Annotated in this window: 17 protein-coding genes and 1 tRNA gene; all 18 read left to right on the top strand. The window is 64.4% G+C overall.

Features of this window, described 5'->3' with window-relative positions; translation table 11 throughout:
• Positions 1 to 38 precede the first annotated feature (38 nt).
• The 18 genes from holB to FA85_RS02710 all read left to right on the top strand — a co-directional run bounded on the left by holB (position 39) and on the right by FA85_RS02710 (position 17,707).
• On the top strand, positions 39 to 974 hold the full coding sequence (gene holB / locus FA85_RS02795; protein ID WP_036112192.1) for a DNA polymerase III subunit delta': 936 nt from the start codon (positions 39 to 41) through the stop codon (positions 972 to 974).
• Between the two features lie 63 nt (positions 975 to 1,037).
• Complete coding sequence (locus FA85_RS02790) at positions 1,038 to 2,000, top strand: PIG-L deacetylase family protein (RefSeq protein ID WP_051943472.1); 963 nt, start codon at positions 1,038 to 1,040, stop codon at positions 1,998 to 2,000.
• A 34-nt stretch (positions 2,001 to 2,034) separates the two neighbouring features.
• A complete protein-coding gene (locus tag FA85_RS02785) occupies positions 2,035 to 2,394 on the top strand; it encodes a PilZ domain-containing protein (RefSeq protein ID WP_036112194.1) in 360 nt (119 codons plus the stop codon).
• A gap of 320 nt (positions 2,395 to 2,714) precedes the next feature.
• Positions 2,715 to 3,071, top strand: coding sequence for an NADH-quinone oxidoreductase subunit A (locus FA85_RS02780; RefSeq protein ID WP_036112196.1), 357 nt, complete (start codon positions 2,715 to 2,717; stop codon positions 3,069 to 3,071).
• Entirely contained in the window at positions 3,062 to 3,616 is a 555-nt protein-coding gene (locus FA85_RS02775; protein WP_036112197.1) for a NuoB/complex I 20 kDa subunit family protein, read from the top strand. The genes FA85_RS02780 and FA85_RS02775 overlap by 10 nt, the downstream gene beginning before the upstream one ends.
• A gap of 14 nt (positions 3,617 to 3,630) precedes the next feature.
• Positions 3,631 to 4,359 carry an NADH-quinone oxidoreductase subunit C gene (locus FA85_RS02770; RefSeq protein ID WP_036112199.1) on the top strand — a complete coding sequence of 243 codons (729 nt, stop codon included), beginning with the start codon at positions 3,631 to 3,633 and terminating at the stop codon, positions 4,357 to 4,359.
• A gap of 27 nt (positions 4,360 to 4,386) precedes the next feature.
• The gene (locus FA85_RS02765; RefSeq protein WP_239709167.1) at positions 4,387 to 5,616 is read left to right on the top strand and encodes an NADH-quinone oxidoreductase subunit D; all 1,230 of its coding nucleotides are present in this window, start codon (positions 4,387 to 4,389) and stop codon (positions 5,614 to 5,616) included.
• Between the two features lie 21 nt (positions 5,617 to 5,637).
• The gene (nuoE, locus tag FA85_RS02760; protein ID WP_036112204.1) at positions 5,638 to 6,165 is read left to right on the top strand and encodes an NADH-quinone oxidoreductase subunit NuoE; all 528 of its coding nucleotides are present in this window, start codon (positions 5,638 to 5,640) and stop codon (positions 6,163 to 6,165) included.
• Positions 6,166 to 6,175: 10 nt separating this feature from the next.
• A complete protein-coding gene (nuoF, locus tag FA85_RS02755) occupies positions 6,176 to 7,519 on the top strand; it encodes an NADH-quinone oxidoreductase subunit NuoF (RefSeq protein WP_036112206.1) in 1,344 nt (447 codons plus the stop codon).
• Complete coding sequence (gene nuoG, locus FA85_RS02750) at positions 7,516 to 9,828, top strand: NADH-quinone oxidoreductase subunit NuoG (RefSeq protein ID WP_036112209.1); 2,313 nt, start codon at positions 7,516 to 7,518, stop codon at positions 9,826 to 9,828. The genes nuoF and nuoG overlap by 4 nt, the downstream gene beginning before the upstream one ends.
• Before the next feature lie 3 nt (positions 9,829 to 9,831).
• Positions 9,832 to 10,854 carry an NADH-quinone oxidoreductase subunit NuoH gene (nuoH, locus tag FA85_RS02745; protein ID WP_036112211.1) on the top strand — a complete coding sequence of 341 codons (1,023 nt, stop codon included), beginning with the start codon at positions 9,832 to 9,834 and terminating at the stop codon, positions 10,852 to 10,854.
• A 5-nt stretch (positions 10,855 to 10,859) separates the two neighbouring features.
• Positions 10,860 to 11,351, top strand: a complete 492-nt coding sequence (nuoI, locus tag FA85_RS02740; protein ID WP_036112213.1) for an NADH-quinone oxidoreductase subunit NuoI — start codon at positions 10,860 to 10,862, stop codon at positions 11,349 to 11,351.
• Positions 11,352 to 11,370: 19 nt separating this feature from the next.
• The gene (locus FA85_RS02735) at positions 11,371 to 12,030 is read left to right on the top strand and encodes an NADH-quinone oxidoreductase subunit J (RefSeq protein WP_036112216.1); all 660 of its coding nucleotides are present in this window, start codon (positions 11,371 to 11,373) and stop codon (positions 12,028 to 12,030) included.
• Positions 12,027 to 12,332: an NADH-quinone oxidoreductase subunit NuoK gene (nuoK, locus tag FA85_RS02730; protein ID WP_036112219.1), complete on the top strand. Its 306-nt coding sequence runs from the start codon at positions 12,027 to 12,029 to the stop codon at positions 12,330 to 12,332. The genes FA85_RS02735 and nuoK overlap by 4 nt, the downstream gene beginning before the upstream one ends.
• 4 nt (positions 12,333 to 12,336) lie before the next feature.
• Positions 12,337 to 14,391 (top strand): NADH-quinone oxidoreductase subunit L, encoded by a 2,055-nt coding sequence (gene nuoL / locus FA85_RS02725; protein ID WP_036112222.1) that lies wholly within the window; start codon positions 12,337 to 12,339, stop codon positions 14,389 to 14,391.
• 14 nt (positions 14,392 to 14,405) lie between these two features.
• Positions 14,406 to 15,917, top strand: coding sequence for an NADH-quinone oxidoreductase subunit M (locus FA85_RS02720; RefSeq protein WP_036112225.1), 1,512 nt, complete (start codon positions 14,406 to 14,408; stop codon positions 15,915 to 15,917).
• A 13-nt stretch (positions 15,918 to 15,930) separates the two neighbouring features.
• The gene (gene nuoN / locus FA85_RS02715) at positions 15,931 to 17,391 is read left to right on the top strand and encodes an NADH-quinone oxidoreductase subunit NuoN (RefSeq protein ID WP_036112228.1); all 1,461 of its coding nucleotides are present in this window, start codon (positions 15,931 to 15,933) and stop codon (positions 17,389 to 17,391) included.
• A gap of 239 nt (positions 17,392 to 17,630) precedes the next feature.
• Positions 17,631 to 17,707, top strand: a tRNA-Met gene (locus FA85_RS02710).
• The last annotated feature ends 98 nt before the right edge of the window (positions 17,708 to 17,805 follow it).

Genomic DNA, 17,805 nt, shown 5'->3' with positions numbered 1-17,805 from the left:
CGGATCCGGGCCATGAACGTCATCGCGGCGGTGACCGCGTGACGTCGCGCCCCTGGCACGAGGACGCCTGGGCTCGCATGCAGGCCCGCCGCGAGCGGGATGCGCTGCCGCACGCGCTGCTGCTGGCCGGGCCCGCGGGGCTGGGCAAGCGCGATTTTCTGGCGGCATTCGTCAAGGGCCTGCTCTGTCAGCAACCGGTCGATGGCGTACCTTGCGGTATCTGCCGCAGCTGCCACCTGGTGGCCGCCGGCACCCATCCGGATGTCGTGACGCTGACGTTCGGCCTGCGCAAGGACGGCGTCACCCGAAGCGAGATCGTGGTCGACCAGATCCGCGACCTGTCGGCCCGGCTGGCGATGTCGAGTCAGTTCGGCGGCTGGCAGATCGCCACGGTCGATCCGGCCGACGCGATGAACGCCGCCGCCGCCAACGCCCTGCTGAAGACGCTGGAAGAACCCACGCCGGCAACGCTGCTGATCCTGGTGGCTGACGAGCCCGCGCGGCTTCCGGCGACGATCCGCAGCCGCTGCCAGCGCATCGATTTCCTGGTTCCCTCGCGCGAGGTGTCGCTGGCCTGGCTACGCGCCGAAGGCGTCTCCGACGCGCCGGCCGCGCTCGAGGCGGCCGGCGGTAACCCCGGCATGGCGCGCGAGTGGTCCGCCGACGGTGCGCTCAAACAGCGCTCCGAGGTACGCAACGATCTGAAGGCGCTTGCCGCGGGCCGAGGCGACGCCATGGAGGTCATCAAGCGTTGGCAGGCCGCGCAGCCGGCGCGCTATCTCTGGTTCGCCGCGCAGGCGGTGACCGACGAGCTGCGTGCGCGTACGGCCGGAAAGCCCGCGCCGCTCGAGAGTCAGCTCGACGACGAGGCACTGGACCACTGGTACGGGCGGGTCAACCGGGCCCGCGACGCCCTGCGCGGTCCGCTGCGTGTCGACCTCATTCTTCTCGAACTGCTTGCCGCCTGGCGTTGACGCGGCCTTACCGGCCATTCGGTCCTAATGGTCGTGCCCGTCACTTGTGTGAGGAAAGACCCTTTGTATCGTGACCCCGTCATCGACGGCGCCACCCGGCTTCTGGTGGTTGCGCCTCACCCCGACGATGAGTCGCTCGCCGCGGGCATGCTGATCCAGCGCACCCTGGCCATGGGCGGGCGGGCCGACGTGCTCCTGCTGACCGATGGCGACGACAACCCCTGGCCGCAGCGCTGGGTCGAGCGGCGCGTGATCATCGATGCACCGGCGCGTGCCCGCTGGGGTGCGCGACGTCGTCTCGAAGTGGCCGGGGCCCTGGGGCGCCTGGGTGTACCGCCTGACCAGTTGCATGCGCTGGGCTGGCATGACATGCAGGTAACCGATGAGCTCAGGCGGCGGCATACCGCCGCCGTGACCGCCGTCCGGCGGGTGATCGAGCGGGTCCGGCCGACCCTGGTGGTGATTCCCGATCTGGGCGATACCCACCCGGATCACGGCTCCGCCCACGTTCTTGCCCGGCTGGCGCTGTCGGCGGCCGGTTCAATGGCGGACGTACTCACTTATATGGTGCACGGCACGGAGCGCAGTGCGCCCGACGACCTGTGGGTGCCCGACCTCGATGCCGAGCGGCAGGCCACCAAGCTGGCCGCCGTGCTCGAACACCACACTCAGATGGCGCTCAGTCGCGAACGCATGCTCGGCGTGGCGTCGCGGCCCGAGCGCTTCGACCGGCCTGCCGCGGCGCCCGGTGTCGGATCCCTGCTCCTGCCGTGGCGGCCGGGCGTGCTGGCGCGCCGCCGGTTGCGCGTCGTGCTGGCGGACGGGCAGGGTGTCGTCGCGTGGCCGTGGCGCGAGGCGCCGCTGGAATCCTCGGGTGACGGCTGGCTGCTGCGGCTGCGCGATGCGCCGGGTCCGGCTTTCGTGAAGCTCACCGCCGACTTGTCCACGCCCTGGATCTACGACCACTATGGCTGGGCATGCCAGGATCCGGAGCCAGTCGGGCTTGTGGCCCGGCCCATCGGCTAGCTAGGATGGCCGCTATTACAGGGAAACCGCTTGCATGAACGCCAACGTCTCCTCGCCGCGTCAGGGCATCCTTTCGCTGAAGATCAAGGATGTGAACGCGCTCTACGTCGCCTACATGCCGTTCCTCAAGACCGGCGGCCTGTTCGCGCCCACGGCGCAGCGCTACAGCCTGGGCGACGAAGTGGCCCTGCTGGTCACCCTGATCGACGAAAACGAGCGCCTTTCGGTCGCGGGCAAGGTCGTCTGGATCACCCCCGTCGGCGCGCAGGGCAATCGTACGGCCGGCGTCGGGATCCAGTTCAACGAATCGTCTGAGAGCGAAGCCGCCCGTCAGCGTATCGAGGCCCTTCTCGCCGGTAGCCTCGCCTCCGAGCGTCCGACCCAGACCATGTGAGAGGAGGGCGCATCCGGCGCCCTTCCGAGGTCTTCCCGCCGCAAAACGCTGCGATTGCATGCATGGGGTGAGGTTTTTGCCTCACGCGGTGATGTTTTTCCCGCATTAAGGCTTGTAGGTATACCTGCACGCACTGGTACAATAGTTCGGTTCCCCAACGTGAGATTGTGGATATCCGGAGTCGTTGGCGCGCCCGTCGCGTCGGCTCGGATCGATCCATTTGGATCGATCCGAAAAAAACTCCGGCGACCCTAGCCGGACCGCTCGTCCCCGCCGACGGTCACTGATGCGCCCAGTGAGGCGCGGAGGTACGCAGCATCGTGCTTGCCCAATATTGGCCCGTCCTGTTGTTCATTGCCGTGGCCGTTGGCCTAGGTATCGTCCTGATGGCGCTCGGCATGCTTGCCGGTCCCCGCCGTCCCGACGCGGAGAAGCTCTCGCCCTACGAGTGCGGCTTCGAGGCCTTTGAAGATGCGCGCATGAAGTTCGACGTGCGCTACTACCTCATCGCCATCCTCTTCATCATTTTCGATCTCGAAATCGCCTTCCTGTTCCCGTGGGCGGTGGTGTTCGACAAGATCGGCCTGATCGCCCTGGTCGAGATGGCGCTGTTCCTCGCGCTGCTTGTCGTCGGCTTTGCTTACGTCTGGAAGAAGGGAGCACTCGAATGGGAGTGATGACCACCATCGACCGGGTGATGCACAACCCGGCGCCGCTCAACCTCGTCGACGACATCCTGCGCCCCAATGGTGACGCACCGGTCGTCAACCGCGGTTTCGGCGTGACCAGCATCGATGCGCTGATGAACTGGGCCCGCACCGGTTCCATGTGGCCGATGACCTTCGGTCTGGCCTGCTGCGCCGTCGAGATGATGCACGCGGGTGCCGCGCGCCTCGATCTCGATCGCTTCGGCGTCGTCTTCCGTCCCAGCCCGCGCCAGTCCGACGTGATGATCGTCGCCGGTACGCTGGTCAACAAGATGGCCCCCGCGCTGCGCAAGGTCTACGACCAGATGCCCGAGCCGAAGTGGGTCATCTCGATGGGCTCCTGCGCCAATGGCGGCGGCTATTACCACTATTCGTATTCGGTCGTTCGTGGCTGCGATCGCATCGTGCCGGTCGACATCTACGTGCCGGGTTGCCCGCCGACGGCCGAAGCGCTGATCCACGGCATCCTGCAGTTGCAGAAGAAGATCCGCCGCACCCACACGATCGCGCGCTGAACAGGGCTTCGAACATGAGTGTTACTAACGAGACCTCGCTGGTCGAACGGCTCGCCGCGCGTTTCGGTGACATGCTGACGGTGAAGGTCGAGCGCAACGAGGTCACCGCCGAGGTGTCTCCGCGCGACATGACCGCCGTCGCCACCGCGCTGCGCGACGAAGCCGGCTTTCGCTTCACCATCGTCATCGACGTGTGCGGTGTCGACTACCTCAGCTACGGCCAGACCGAGTGGGACACGGACACCGCGCACGGCGAAAGCTTCTCGCGCGGCGTCGAAGGCCAGAGCGCCGGCCGCTTCACGTGGGCGGAGCGTCCGCGCAACGTCGAGCAGCCGCGCCGCTACGCCGCGATCATCCACCTGCTGTCGATCGAGCTGAACCAGCGCATTCGCCTGCGCGCGTTCTGCGAAGACGACGCGTTCCCGGTCGTTCCGTCCATCACGCCGATCTTCCCGGGCGCGGACTGGTTCGAGCGTGAGACGTTCGATCTGTTCGGCATCATCTTCGATGGTCACCCCGATCTGCGCCGCATCCTCACCGATTACGGCTTCGTCGGCCATCCGTTCCGCAAGGACTTCCCGCTCATCGGCAACGTCGAGGTTCGCTACGACCCCGAACAGAAGCGTGTCGTCTACGAACCGGTCTCGATCGAACCGCGCGTGCTCGTTCCGCGCACGATCCGTAATGACGCCGATCTCGATCAGGCCAGGGCGGAATCCGCCGATCACTGGCGGGAGAATTAAGCCGTGGAAGAAATTCGCAATTACACGATGAACTTCGGCCCGCAGCATCCCGCTGCGCACGGCGTGCTGCGCCTCGTGCTGGAGATGGACGGCGAGACGATCGTCCGCGCCGATCCGCACATCGGCCTGCTGCACCGTGGCACCGAGAAGCTCGCCGAGTCCAAGCCGTTCAACCAGTCCATCGGTTACATGGACCGCCTCGACTACGTGTCGATGATGTGCAACGAGCACGCCTACGTGCGCGCCATCGAGAACCTCCTAGGTATCGAGGCGCCGGTTCGCGCGCAGTACATCCGCACGATGTTCGACGAGATCACCCGCATCCTCAATCACCTCATGTGGGTGGGTTCGAACGCACTCGATCTCGGCGCCATGGCCGTCTTCCTCTACGCGTTCCGTGAGCGCGAAGAGCTGATGGACGTCTACGAGGCGGTGTCCGGCGCGCGCATGCACGCCACGTATTACCGTCCGGGTGGCGTCTATCGCGACCTGCCGGAGCAGATGTCGAAGTATCGCGAGTCGCCGTGGCACAAGGGCGGCGACCTCAAGCGCCTCAATGCCTGGCGCGAAGGCTCGATGCTCGACTACCTCACCGAGTTCACCAACGACTTCCCGGCGCGCGTCGACGAATACGAGTCGCTGCTGACCAACAACCGTATCTGGAAGCAGCGTACGGTCGGCATCGGTGTGATTCCGCCCGAGAAGGCCCAGGCCTGGGGCATGACCGGCGCCATGCTGCGCGGTTCGGGCATCGCCTGGGATCTGCGCAAGAAGCAGCCGTATGCCGCGTACGCGGACATGGACTTCGATATCCCCGTCGGGGTCAACGGCGACTGCTACGACCGCTACCTGGTCCGCGTCGAGGAGATGCGCCAGTCGAACGCCATCATCAAGCAGTGCGTGGCGTGGCTGAAGGCCAACCCGGGCCCGGTGATGGTGCAGAACTACAAGGTTGCTCCGCCCAGTCGTGAAGAGATGAAAAACGACATGGAAGCGCTGATTCACCACTTCAAGCTCTTCACCGAGGGCTATGGTGTGCCGGCCGGTGAAACCTATGCCGCCGTCGAAGCGCCGAAGGGCGAATTCGGCTGCTACCTCGTGTCCGACGGTGCCAACAAGCCCTTCCGCGTGCATCTGCGCGCGCCCGGCTTTGCGCATCTGTCCTCCATGGACGCGATCGTGAGGGGCCATATGCTCGCCGACGTCGTCGCGATGATCGGCACCTACGATCTCGTTTTCGGCGAAGTCGACCGCTAAGTCGACGGAGTGAACTGAATCATGAAAGCCACCGGTCAATTCGAGCAGGTCAAGGACGTCGATCCCCTCGCCGTGCTCAACGATCACACCCGTCAGCACATCGATCACTGGGTGTCCAAGTTTCCGCCGGATCGCAAGCGTTCCGCGCTGATCCAGTCGCTGATGGCGGCGCAGGAGCAGAACGTCGGTTACCTCACCGACGAGCTGATCACCGCCGTCGCCAAGTACCTCGACCTGCCGCCGATCTGGGCGTACGAAGTCGCGAGCTTCTACTCGATGTTCGAGACGACGCCCGTCGGTCGTAACAACGTCGCCATCTGCACCAACATCTCGTGCTGGTTGAACGGTGCCGAAGGCATCGTGCGTCAGTGCGAGAAGAAGCTGGGCATCAAGACGGGCGAGAGCACCGCCGACGGCCGCATCTATCTCAAGCAGGAAGAGGAATGCCTGGCCGCGTGTGCCGGCGCGCCGATGATGGTGGTCAATGGTCATTACCACGAGAAGCTGACGGCCGAATCGGTCGACGCCATTCTCGACGGTCTGAAGTGAGGTAAGGGCAATGGCTAGCACCACTGGTCCGGTCGGACCCGCACCGCAGGAACACCAGGTCGTCTATACGACGTTGCATTTCGAGAAGCCGTGGGCGCTCGAAAGCTACGAGAAGATGGATGGCTGGAAGGCCTGGCGCAAGATCCTGGCCGAGAAGCCGGATCCCGCCGCGCTGATCGAAGAACTGAAGAAGAGCGCGCTGCGCGGTCGCGGTGGCGCGGGCTTCCCGACCGGCCTGAAGTGGTCGTTCATGCCGCGCACGGCACCCGGCCAGAAGTACATCCTGTGCAACTCGGACGAATCCGAGCCGGGTACCTGCAAGGACCGCGACATCCTGCGCTTCAACCCGCATGCGGTGCTCGAAGGCCTGGCCATCGCCTGCTACTGCACCGGCTCGACCGTCGCCTACAACTACCTGCGCGGCGAGTTCCATCACGAGCCGTTCGAGCACATCGAAGAAGCCCTGAAGGAAGCCTACGCGGCTGGCCTGCTGGGTAAGGACATCGCCGGCTCCGGCATCGATGTCGACATCTTCAACGCGCTCGGCGCCGGCGCGTACATCTGCGGCGAAGAAACCGCGCTGATGGAATCGCTCGAAGGCAAGAAGGGCCAGCCGCGCTTCAAGCCGCCGTTCCCGGCCGGCTTCGGCCTGTACGGTCGCCCGACCACGATCAACAACACCGAGACCTACGCCTCGGTGCCGGCCATCCTGCGCAACGGCGCGGAGTGGTTCCTCAACATCGGCAAGCCGAATAACGGCGGTCCGAAGATCTTCTCGGTATCCGGCCACGTGGCCAACCCGGGCAATTTCGAGATCAAGCTGGGCACGTCGTTCGCCGACCTGCTGCAGCTGGCCGGTGGCGTGCGCAACGGCAACAAGCTCAAGGCGGTGATCCCGGGCGGCTCCTCGATGAAGGTGCTGCCGGCCGAGAAGATCATGGAATGCACCATGGACTACGACTCGCTGCAGAAGGCGGGTTCGGGTCTGGGTTCCGGTGCCGTGATCGTCATGGACGAGACCACCTGCATGGTCCGCGCCTGCCACCGCATCTCGCGTTTCTACATGGCGGAGTCGTGCGGTCAGTGCACCCCGTGCCGCGAAGGCACCGGCTGGATGCACCGCGTGCTGTCGCGCATCGTCGAAGGCAAGGGCACGGAAGACGACCTGCATCGCCTGAAGGCGATCGCCGGTCAGATCGAAGGTCACACCATCTGCGCCTTCGGCGAAGCCGCGGCGTGGCCGGTGCAGGGCTTCCTGTTCCACTTCTGGCACGAATTCGAATACTACGTGAAGCATGGCCGTTCGATCGTCGACGGTCCGGCTGACACGGTCACCACTGGAGTCGCTGCATGAGTGCGCAGCCCGTAGCCAATGCCGCGCCGGACCTCGTCAACGTCGAGATCGACGGCGTTCCGGTGCAGGTAGCCAAGGGGTCGATGATCATCCAGGCGGCCGACGCCGTCGGTATCGCCATCCCGCGCTTCTGCTACCACCGCAAGCTCCCGATCGCCGCCAACTGCCGCATGTGCCTGGTGGAAATCGAGAAGATGCCGAAACCCGCGCCTGCCTGCGCCACGCCGGTGGGTGAGGGCATGAAGGTCTTCACGCGCTCGGACAAGGCGCTGAAGTCGCAGCGCAACGTGATGGAATTCCTGCTGATCAACCATCCGCTCGACTGCCCGATCTGCGATCAGGGCGGCGAGTGCGAGCTGCAGGACGTCTCGCTGGGTTACGGCCGCTCGGTGTCGCGTTACAACGAGCGCAAGCGCACCGTCGCCGACGAAAACATCGGCCCGCTGATCGCGACCGAGATGACCCGCTGCATCCAGTGCACGCGCTGCGTCCGCTTCACCAGCGAGATCGCCGGCACGTACGAACTGGGTGGCATGAGCCGTGGTGAAAACCTCGAGATCGGCACCTACATCGGCAAGACCATCGAGAGCGAACTGTCGGGCAACATCATCGACGTCTGCCCGGTCGGCGCGCTGACCAACAAGCCGTTCCAGTTCCAGGCCCGCGCGTGGGAGCTGATCGCGCGTCCGTCCATCGCCTACCACGATGCACTCGGCTCCAACTTGTGGATGCATACGCGCCGCGGCGAAGTGCTGCGCAACGTGCCGCGCGACAACGAGACGATCAACGAGTGCTGGCTCTCGGACCGTGACCGTTACAGCCATCAGGGCCTGTACGCGGCGGACCGCGTCAAAACCCCGATGGTCAAGCGCAACGGCCAGTGGTCGGCGACGACCTGGGACGACGCGCTGGCTGTCGCCGCCGAAGCGCTCAGGAGCATCTCCGGCGCCGAACTCGGCGTGCTGGTCAACGGCGCCACGTCGAACGAGGAGGGCGAGCTGATCGTCCGGCTGGCACGCGGCCTGGGCAGTGCCCATGTCGATCACCGCCTGCGTCAGCTCGACTTCGCGGATAACGCGTTCGCGAAGCCGTTCGCCTCGCCGATCGCCTCGATCGACAAGGTCAAGGCCGCGCTGCTGGTCGGTTCGGACCTGCGCCATGAAGTGCCGCTCCTCAACCATCGCCTCCGTCAGGCGGTGAAGAAGGGCGCCAGGGTGTACGCGGTCAATCCGGCCCACTTCAACTTCAACTACCCGCTGGCCGGTGAATCGGTCGCCGCGCCGCACGCGCTGGTGAACGAACTGCTGATCCTGGCCAAGGCGGCCGGTGAGAACGGCGCTTCGATGCCGGAGTCGCTGGCGTCCGCACTGAACGGCGTGGAGACGACCGACGCGCACCGCGACGCCTTCAAGGCGCTCGGCGAGAACGCGGTGGTCATCTTCGGCCACGCCGCGGTCACCCATCCGGAAGCCTCGTGGCTGCGTGCCATCGCTCGCTTCATCGCGCAGGCGGCCGGTGCGGCCTTCAACGAAATCCCGGTCGGCGCCAACGCGCTGGGCCTGTCGTCGGTCGGCGTCCTGCCGACCGCTGGCGGTCTGGACGCGCGCGGCATGCTCGCCCAGGCCCGTAAGGGTTACATCCTGTACAACGTCGAGCCGCCGCACGATTTCGCCGATGGCGCACTCGCGCAGCGGGCGATGCATTCGGCGCAGACGGTCGTGGCCTTCGCGGCTTACGCCAGCGACGCCCTGAAGGACTCGGCGGACGTGATCCTGCCGATCGGTCTGACGCCGGAAATCGACGCGACCCTGGTCAACGTCGAAGGTACGGCGCAGACCGTCGTCGCCGGTGCGAAGGCACCGGGCGACGCCCGTCCGGGCTGGAAGGTGCTGCGCGCGCTGGGCGGGATGCTCAACGTGGCGGGCTTCGAATTCGACGACCTCGCCGGTCTGCGTGAAGGGTTCACCGAACGCGCTTCGGACGTCCGCCAGGTGCTGGGTTCGCGCAGCAACGGCGTCTCGCTCTCGCGTCTGGCCACCACGCCGATCTATCGCGGCGACGCCGTGCTTCGTCGTGCCGGTGCGCTCAATGCGCATCCGCTGAACCGTCCCGCCGCCATCCGCATCGGTGCGGAAGAGGCCGGCAAGCTCGGTCTCACCGATGGCGCCAACGCGCGCATCGGCGACGTCGTCCTGCCGGTGGCTTTCGACGCGGCGGTGCCTGCCGGCGCCGTCTGGATCGAAGCCGCGCATTCCGAAACCGCCATGCTGCCCCCATACGGCGCGGCCATTACCGTGAGCAAGGCGTAAACCATGGCCGATCAACTCTTCGACCACCTGTTGCTGCCGATCCTCTTCATCCTGGCGATCGTGCTGCCGCTGGTCATCGGCGTCGCACTGTACGTCTGGTGGGAGCGCAAGGTGCTGGGCTGGATGCACGTCCGCATGGGGCCGAACAAGGTCGGTCCCGCCGGTCTGCTTCAGGCCTTCGCCGACGTCGTCAAGCTGCTGCTGAAGGAAGTCATCCTTCCGACCAACGCCAACCGCGTGCTCTATTACCTTGCGCCCCTGCTGGCGCTGGTGCCGGCACTCGCCGCGTGGGCGGTGGTGCCGTTCGGTCCGGAAGTCGTGCTCGCCAACGTCAACGCCGGCGTGCTCTACCTGCTGGCCATGACCTCGATGGGCGTGTACGGCATCATCCTCGCCGGCTGGTCGTCCAACTCGCGTTACGCGATGCTCGGCGCCATGCGCGCGGCGGCTCAGGTCATCTCGTACGAGCTGGCCATGGGCATGTCGATCGTCTGCGTGCTGGTGCTCACCGGTAGCCTGAACCTCTCGGCCATCGTCAACGCGCAGGCGGGCAACTTCTTCACCTGGTACTGGCTGCCGCTGCTGCCGGTGTTCGTCGTCTACTTCGTCTCGGGCGTGGCGGAAACCAACCGCGCACCGTTCGACGTGGCGGAAGGCGAATCGGAAATCGTCGCCGGCTTCCACGTCGAATACTCCGGCTCGCCGTTCGCGCTGTTCTTCCTCGCGGAATACGCCAACATGATCCTGGTCAGCTTCCTGACCTCGATCTTCTTCATGGGTGGCTGGCTGTCGCCGTTCCCGGAATCGTGGGGCCTGCTCGGTCACGGCGGTTTCCACTGGCTGTTCATCAAGGCCTTCATCTTCGCCTTCCTGTTCCTGTGGTTCCGCGCGAGCTTCCCGCGCTACCGCTATGACCAGATCATGCGCCTCGGCTGGAAGGTCTTCATCCCCATCACCATCGTCTGGGTCCTCGTCGCCGGCTGCTTGAAGTATTTCGGCTGGGTCCACCTCGGCACGGGAGCCTGATCGCCATGACCCGCGTTATCCATTACCTGAAGAGCCTCCTGCTCCTCGAGCTGTTCGCCGGCATGGGCCTGACCATGCGCTACATGTTCAGCCCGAAGTACACGATGCGCTACCCGTTCGAGCACATCCCCAAGTCGAACCGCTTCCGTGGACTGCACGCCCTGCGCCGTTACGCCAACGGTGAAGAGCGCTGCATCGCGTGCAAGCTGTGCGAGGCGGTGTGCCCGGCCCTGGCCATCACGATCGACTCGGCTCCGCGGCCGGAAGACGGCCAGCGCCGCACTACGCGTTACGACATCGACCTGTTCAAGTGCATCTTCTGCGGTTTCTGCGAAGAGAGCTGCCCGGTCGACTCCATCGTCGAAACGCACGTGCACGAGTACCACTTCGAACATCGCGGCGAGAACGTGGTGACCAAGGGCCAGCTGCTGGCCATCGGTGACCGCTTCGAGCAGGACATCGCTGCCGCCCGCGCGCAAGACGCGGCTTACCGCTGAGGCGCCCGGAGAACAAGCGATGAATACCGATCTGCTCCAACTCATCTGTTTCTACCTCTTCGCCGGCATATCCGTGATTGCCGCGCTGATGGTCATTACCGTGAAGAACTCGGTCCATGCCGTGCTCTCGCTGGTGCTGACCTTCTTCAGCATGGCCTGCGTCTGGCTGCTGGCCGAAGCGGAGTTCCTCGCCATCGCCCTCGTCGTCGTCTACGTCGGCGCGGTGATGGTGCTGTTCCTCTTCGTCGTCATGATGCTCGACATCAAGCAGGAGGTCGTCCGCGAGGGCTTCATCCGCTACCTGCCGGTCGGCATCATCGTCGCCCTGGTCATGCTGGTCGAAATGCTGGCGATGATCGGCGTCAAGGCCATGCACGCCCATACGCTCGGTCCCAACCCGGCGGGTGAGTCCAACGTCGCCTGGCTGGGCAAGGCCCTGTACACCGACTTCCTGCTTCCGTTCGAGATCGCCGCACTGATCCTGACCGTGGGCGTGGTGGCCGCCGTGGCCCTGACTCTCCGCCAGCGTCTGGGCGTGAAGCACCAGACCGCCTCGCAGCAGGTGGTGGTCCAGGCCACCGACCGCGTCCGCGTGGTCAAGGTCGCCAGCGAAACCATGGCTTCCGTCAGCCCGGCTCCGGCCCCGGTTGTCGATCCGACGCAGGAGAACGCCAAGTGATCACGCTTTCCCATTACATCGTCCTCGGCGCGATCCTCTTCTGCATCGCGGTCGCCGGACTGTTCATCAACCGCAAGAACGTGATCGTGCTGCTCATGGCGATCGAGCTCATGCTCCTGGCGGTGAACACCAACTTCGTCGCCTTCTCGCGCTTTTTCGGCGATGTCGGCGGCCAGGTCTTCGTGTTCTTCATCCTCACCGTGGCCGCGGCGGAATCCGCCATCGGCCTGGCGATCCTGGTCCTGCTGTTCCGTAACCGCAGCACGATCAATGTCGCCGAAATCGACAGCATGAAGGGTTGATCCGATGAGTCTCTCGCTTTCAATCCTGCTGACGATCGCACTGGCGCCGCTGGTGGGCTCGATCCTGGCCGGCCTGTTCGGTCGGGTGATCGGCCGGGCAGGGGCGCACACCGCGACCATCCTCGGTGTCGGCATCTCCTGCGCCCTTTCGTTCTACGTGCTTTACCAGCTGGTCTTCGCCGGTGCGCAGAACTTCAACCAGGACATCTACACCTGGTTCGAGATCGGCAAGTACCACGCGTCGGTCGGCTTCATGGTCGACCGTCTCACCGCCATGATGATGGTGGTGGTGACCTTCGTGTCGCTGCTGGTGCATCTGTACACCATCGGCTACATGGAAGAAGACCCGGGCTATACGCGCTTCTTCAGCTACATCTCCCTGTTCACCTTCTCGATGCTGATGCTCGTCATGAGCAACAACTTCATGCAGCTGTTCTTCGGCTGGGAAGCGGTGGGCCTGGTGTCGTACCTGCTGATCGGCTTCTGGTACAAGCGTCCGACCGCGATCTTCGCGAACCTCAAGGCATTCCTGGTCAACCGCGTGGGTGACTTCGGTTTCCTGCTCGGTATCTCGGCCATCCTGTACTTCATGGGGACGCTGGACTACCAGACCGCCTTCGACCACGCTCCCGAGCTGGTCGGCAAGACGCTGCAGATCACGCAGAACCATGCGTGGGACGCCGCGACCGTGATCGGCATCCTGCTGTTCATCGGCGCCATGGGCAAGTCGGCCCAGGTGCCGCTGCACGTGTGGCTGCCGGACTCGATGGAAGGCCCGACCCCCATCTCCGCGCTGATCCATGCGGCGACGATGGTGACCGCCGGTATCTTCATGGTCGCGCGCATGTCGCCGATCTTCGAACTGACCGAGGGTGCGCTTTCCTTCATCCTGGTGATCGGTTCGACCACGGCCTTCTTCACCGGCCTGATCGGTATCGTGCAGAACGACATCAAGCGCGTCATCGCGTACTCGACGCTCTCGCAGCTCGGTTACATGACCGTCGCACTCGGCGTGTCCGCCTATAGCGGCGCCGTGTTCCACCTGATGACCCACGCGTTCTTCAAGGCGCTGCTGTTCCTCGGCGCGGGTTCGGTGATCATGGGCATGCACCATGAGCAGGACATGCGCTACATGGGCGGCCTGCGCAAGTACATGCCGGTGACGTGGATCACGATGTGGATCGGCTCGCTGGCTCTGGCCGGTACGCCGTTCTTCTCGGGCTTCTACTCGAAGGACGCGATCATCGAGGCCGTCGGCGAGTCGCATCGCTGGGGTGCGACGTACGCTTACTTCTGCGTGATGGGCGGCGTCTTCGTGACCTCGCTGTACAGCTTCCGTCTGCTGTACATGACCTTCCATGGCAAGGAGCGCTTCACCGTCGAGCACAAGGCGCATGGCCACGGTCATGACGCCCATGCCGACCACCACGACGACGCGCACGACGATCACGGCCATCACACGCCGGGCGTTCTCGAGCATGCACCGCACGAGTCGCCGTGGGTCGTCACCGTACCGCTGGTGCTCCTGGCCATTCCGTCCATCCTGATCGGTGCTTTCACGGTCGGTCCGATGCTGTTCGGCGACTGGTTCGGCAAGGCGATCCACGTCAACGAAGCCAACAACGTGCTCGGCGAACTCGGTCACGAGTTCCACGGTGCGCTGGCGGCCGGCCTGCATGGGTTCCTGCAGCCGCCGTTCTGGATCGCGTTCGCGGGCTTCGTCGTCGCCACCTACGTCTACCTGTTCAACCCGTCCGTCGCCGACAAGGCGAAGAACGCGTTGAAGCCGGTGTTCAACCTGCTCGACCACAAGTACTGGATCGATGAACTCTACTTCGCGGTGTTCGCGAAGGGCGGCGTCAAGCTGGGCGAAGGTCTTTCGAAGGTGGGCGATACCGCCATCATCGACGGCGCCATCGTCAACGGCTCGGCCGGCCTCGTACAGCGCATCGCGAGCGGCACCCGTCGCCTGCAATCCGGATTCCTCTTCCACTACGCGTTCGCCATGATCCTCGGTCTTATCCTGCTCCTCGGCGGGTACTGGCTGATCGGGCAATAAGGGAAACGAGCTATATGTCGAATCACTTGCTCAGCCTGCTGATCTGGCTCCCGGTCGTCGGCGCCATTCCGGTGCTGTTGGCCGGCGCCGGTCGTCCGGGTCTCGCCCGCTGGATCTCGCTGCTGGTCGCGGTTGCCACCTTCGCCGCCAGCCTTGCCCTCCTGCCTGCCTACGATGCCTCCACCGGTACGCTTCAGCTCAACGAATCGTTCAGCTGGATTCCGTCACTGGGCATCAACTACTCGCTGGCCGTCGACGGTATTTCCGTCGCGCTCATCGTGCTGACCACCTTCACCCAGATCCTCGTGATCGTGGGAGCCTGGGAAGTCATCCAGAACAAGCCGCACCAGTACATGGCGGCCATGCTGATCCTCGAAGGCATGATGATCGGCGTGTTCTGCGCGACGGACGCGTTGCTGTTCTACGTGTTCTTCGAAGCCATGCTGATCCCGATGTTCATCCTCATCGGTATCTGGGGTGGTCCGCGCCGTGTATATGCCACGCTGAAGTTCTTCATCTACACGTTCTTCGGCTCGATCTTCATGCTGATCGGCCTGATCTACCTGTATCACAAGACCGGCGGCAGCTTCGCCATGGCCGACATGGCCAACGTGCACCTGACGATGACCGAGCAGAGCTGGCTGTTCTTCGCCTTCCTGCTGGGCTTCGCCATCAAGGTGCCGATGGTGCCGGTACACACCTGGCTGCCCGATGCCCACGTCGAAGCACCTACCGGCGGTTCGGTGGTGCTGGCGGCGGTCATGCTGAAGATCGGTGGCTACGGCTTCCTCCGCTTCAGCCTGCCGATGGTGCCGGACGCGTCGCATCACTTCGCCTGGCTGGTCATCGTCCTCAGCCTGATCGCGGTCTGCTACATCGGCTACATCGCGCTCGTGCAGCAGGACATGAAGAAGCTGGTGGCGTACTCGTCGATCGCCCACATGGGTTTCGTCACTCTTGGTATCTTCATCGCCTTCCTGCTGGTGCGTGAGTCGAACAATGTCGAGGCCGCGCGCCTGGGCATGCAGGGCGCCATGGTCCAGATGATTTCGCACGGCTTCATCTCCGGCGCGATGTTCAGCTGCATCGGCGTGCTGTACGACCGCATGCATACCCGCCAGATCAAGGACTACGGCGGCGTCATCAACGTGATGCCGATCTTCGCCCCGTTCTACGTGCTGTTCGCCATGGCCAACAGCGGCCTGCCGGGCACCAGCGGTTTCGTCGGCGAGTTCATGGTCATCCTGGCCTCGTTCAGTGCCAACCCGTGGATCGCGCTGTTCGCCGCGTTCACGCTGATCATCGGCGCGGCGTACACGCTGTGGATGGTCAAGCGCGTCCTCTGGGGCGACGTCAAGAACAAGCACGTCGCGGAACTGACGGACGTCAACGGTCGCGAGATCTTCATGCTGAGCGCGTTCGCCGCCGGTGTGCTGGTCTTCGGTATCTGGCCGGAGCCGCTGGTCCACCTGATGGATGCCTCGGTTGCTCGGATCGTCGAGCAGCTGGCCATCACCAAAGTCTGAGCGGGAACTATCCATGCCTGGTATCAACGACATCCTGATCCTGCTTCCCGAGGTTTACCTCGTGCTGGCGGCCTGCGTCCTGCTTCTCATGGACGCGTGGCTCTCGCCGGCACAGAAGGGCGCAGTCCACTGGCTTTCCATCCTCGTCCTGGTGATCGGCGCGTACCTCGTCGTCAGCGGTCAGCCGGACACCAGCATCACCGCCTTCAGCGGCATGTTCATCCGCGACGGCGTGGCCGAAGTGCTGAAGGTGTTTTCGCTGCTGATCACCGCGGTGATCTTCGTCTATGCGCGTCCTTACCTTAAGGCGCGGGCGATTCCGTTCGGCGAGTTCTACACGCTGACCATCTTCGCCACGGTGGGCATCATGTTCCTGGTGTCCGCGGGTAGCCTGGTGACGGTGTACCTCGGTCTCGAACTGCTGACGCTCTCGTCGTATGCGCTGGTCGCGCTGAACCGCGATTCGCAGCTGTCGTCGGAAGCGGCGATCAAGTACTTCGTGCTGGGTGCGCTGGCCTCGGGCATGCTGCTGTACGGCATGTCGATGGTCTACGGTGCGACCCACAGCCTCGACCTGCACACGATCCACGCCGCCATCGTCAACACCGAATGGAAGACCCTGCTGCTGTTCGGCCTGGTCTTCATGATCGTCGGGATCGGCTTCAAGCTGGGCGCGGCTCCGTTCCACATGTGGATCCCGGACGTGTACCAGGGTTCGCCGACCGCCGTGACCATCTTCATCGGTTCGGCGCAGAAGCTGGCGGCGTTCGGTATGGCCTATCGTCTGCTGTCCACCGGCATGGGCGATATCGCCGGTGGCGCGACCGGCCTGGCGCCGCAGTGGCAGATGATGCTGGCGACGCTGGCGGTGCTCTCGCTGGCGATCGGTAACCTCGTCGCCATCGTGCAGACCAACCTCAAGCGCCTGCTGGCCTATTCGACCATCTCGCACATGGGCTATCTGCTGCTGGGTCTGGTCAACGCCGGTCCGGAAGGCTACTCGGCCTCGATGTTCTATGCGGTCAGCTATGCGCTCACCAGCGCCGCGGCCTTCGGCATGATCATCGTTCTGTCGCGTTCGGGCTTCGAGTGCGAAGAGATCGACGACCTCAAGGGGCTCAATCAGCGTTCGCCGTGGTATGCGTTCCTCATGCTTCTGGTGATGTTCTCGCTGGCTGGTGTGCCGCCGCTGTTCGGTTTCTTCGGCAAGCTGCTGGTGCTGAAGGCCGCCGTCGACGCGGGCTTCCTCTGGCTGGCCCTGGTCGGCGCCGTGTTCGCCATCATCGGCCTGTACTACTACCTGCGCGTGGTGAAGATCATGTACTTCGACGCACCGGTGGAAGGCACCGACGTGCGTGCCGTCGCCGACGCGCCGTCGCGCTGGGTACTCTCGATCAACGCGCTCGCGCTGCTCGTGCTGGGCTTCACCTGGTCGCCGCTGCTTGCCTGGTGCCAGAAGGCGTTCGCCAGCTGAGGCTGACGTCGCCCGATGAATGACGGAAAAGGCGCGGACCTCGGTCCGCGCCTTTTTTATGCGTCTTTCGCCCACAGGATCGGTTCCATGGGCTGGGACCGTAGTGGCGTATCGGGCGGGGAGGGTGGCGAATAAGGGCGGGGTGACGCCCTGGTTCTGAGCCGATGCGAACTTTCCCGATTATTTGTTGCAGAACGCTTGCAAGAATCCGGCCATGTCCGTATACTTGCTGACTCTGATGCGGGGTGGAGCAGTCTGGCAGCTCGTCGGGCTCATAACCCGAAGGTCGTAGGTTCGAATCCTACCCCCGCTACCAGTTTTCTAAAAAGGCGCTGACTCTGGTCAGCGCCTTTTTTCTATGCGGCGACGTTACTGTCAGAGAATCCTTGCTGCCGGTGGAGCCCCCAGCCTATT

Origin of the sequence: Luteibacter mycovicinus, assembly GCF_000745235.1 — a bacterium.
In the GTDB taxonomy this organism is placed as follows: domain Bacteria; phylum Pseudomonadota; class Gammaproteobacteria; order Xanthomonadales; family Rhodanobacteraceae; genus Luteibacter; species Luteibacter mycovicinus.
This window is presented reverse-complemented; position numbering and strand designations above follow the sequence as displayed.

Coding starts and splice junctions, on each gene's coding strand:
- FA85_RS02785 (WP_036112194.1), top strand. CDS start 2,035: ATGAACGCCAACGTCTCCTCGCCGCGTCAGGGCATCCTTTCGCTGAAG.
- FA85_RS02775 (WP_036112197.1), top strand. CDS start 3,062: ATGGGAGTGATGACCACCATCGACCGGGTGATGCACAACCCGGCGCCG.
- FA85_RS02770 (WP_036112199.1), top strand. CDS start 3,631: ATGAGTGTTACTAACGAGACCTCGCTGGTCGAACGGCTCGCCGCGCGT.
- FA85_RS02765 (WP_239709167.1), top strand. CDS start 4,387: ATGAACTTCGGCCCGCAGCATCCCGCTGCGCACGGCGTGCTGCGCCTC.
- nuoE (WP_036112204.1), top strand. CDS start 5,638: ATGAAAGCCACCGGTCAATTCGAGCAGGTCAAGGACGTCGATCCCCTC.
- nuoF (WP_036112206.1), top strand. CDS start 6,176: ATGGCTAGCACCACTGGTCCGGTCGGACCCGCACCGCAGGAACACCAG.
- nuoG (WP_036112209.1), top strand. CDS start 7,516: ATGAGTGCGCAGCCCGTAGCCAATGCCGCGCCGGACCTCGTCAACGTC.
- nuoH (WP_036112211.1), top strand. CDS start 9,832: ATGGCCGATCAACTCTTCGACCACCTGTTGCTGCCGATCCTCTTCATC.
- nuoI (WP_036112213.1), top strand. CDS start 10,860: ATGACCCGCGTTATCCATTACCTGAAGAGCCTCCTGCTCCTCGAGCTG.
- FA85_RS02735 (WP_036112216.1), top strand. CDS start 11,371: ATGAATACCGATCTGCTCCAACTCATCTGTTTCTACCTCTTCGCCGGC.
- nuoL (WP_036112222.1), top strand. CDS start 12,337: ATGAGTCTCTCGCTTTCAATCCTGCTGACGATCGCACTGGCGCCGCTG.
- FA85_RS02720 (WP_036112225.1), top strand. CDS start 14,406: ATGTCGAATCACTTGCTCAGCCTGCTGATCTGGCTCCCGGTCGTCGGC.
- nuoN (WP_036112228.1), top strand. CDS start 15,931: ATGCCTGGTATCAACGACATCCTGATCCTGCTTCCCGAGGTTTACCTC.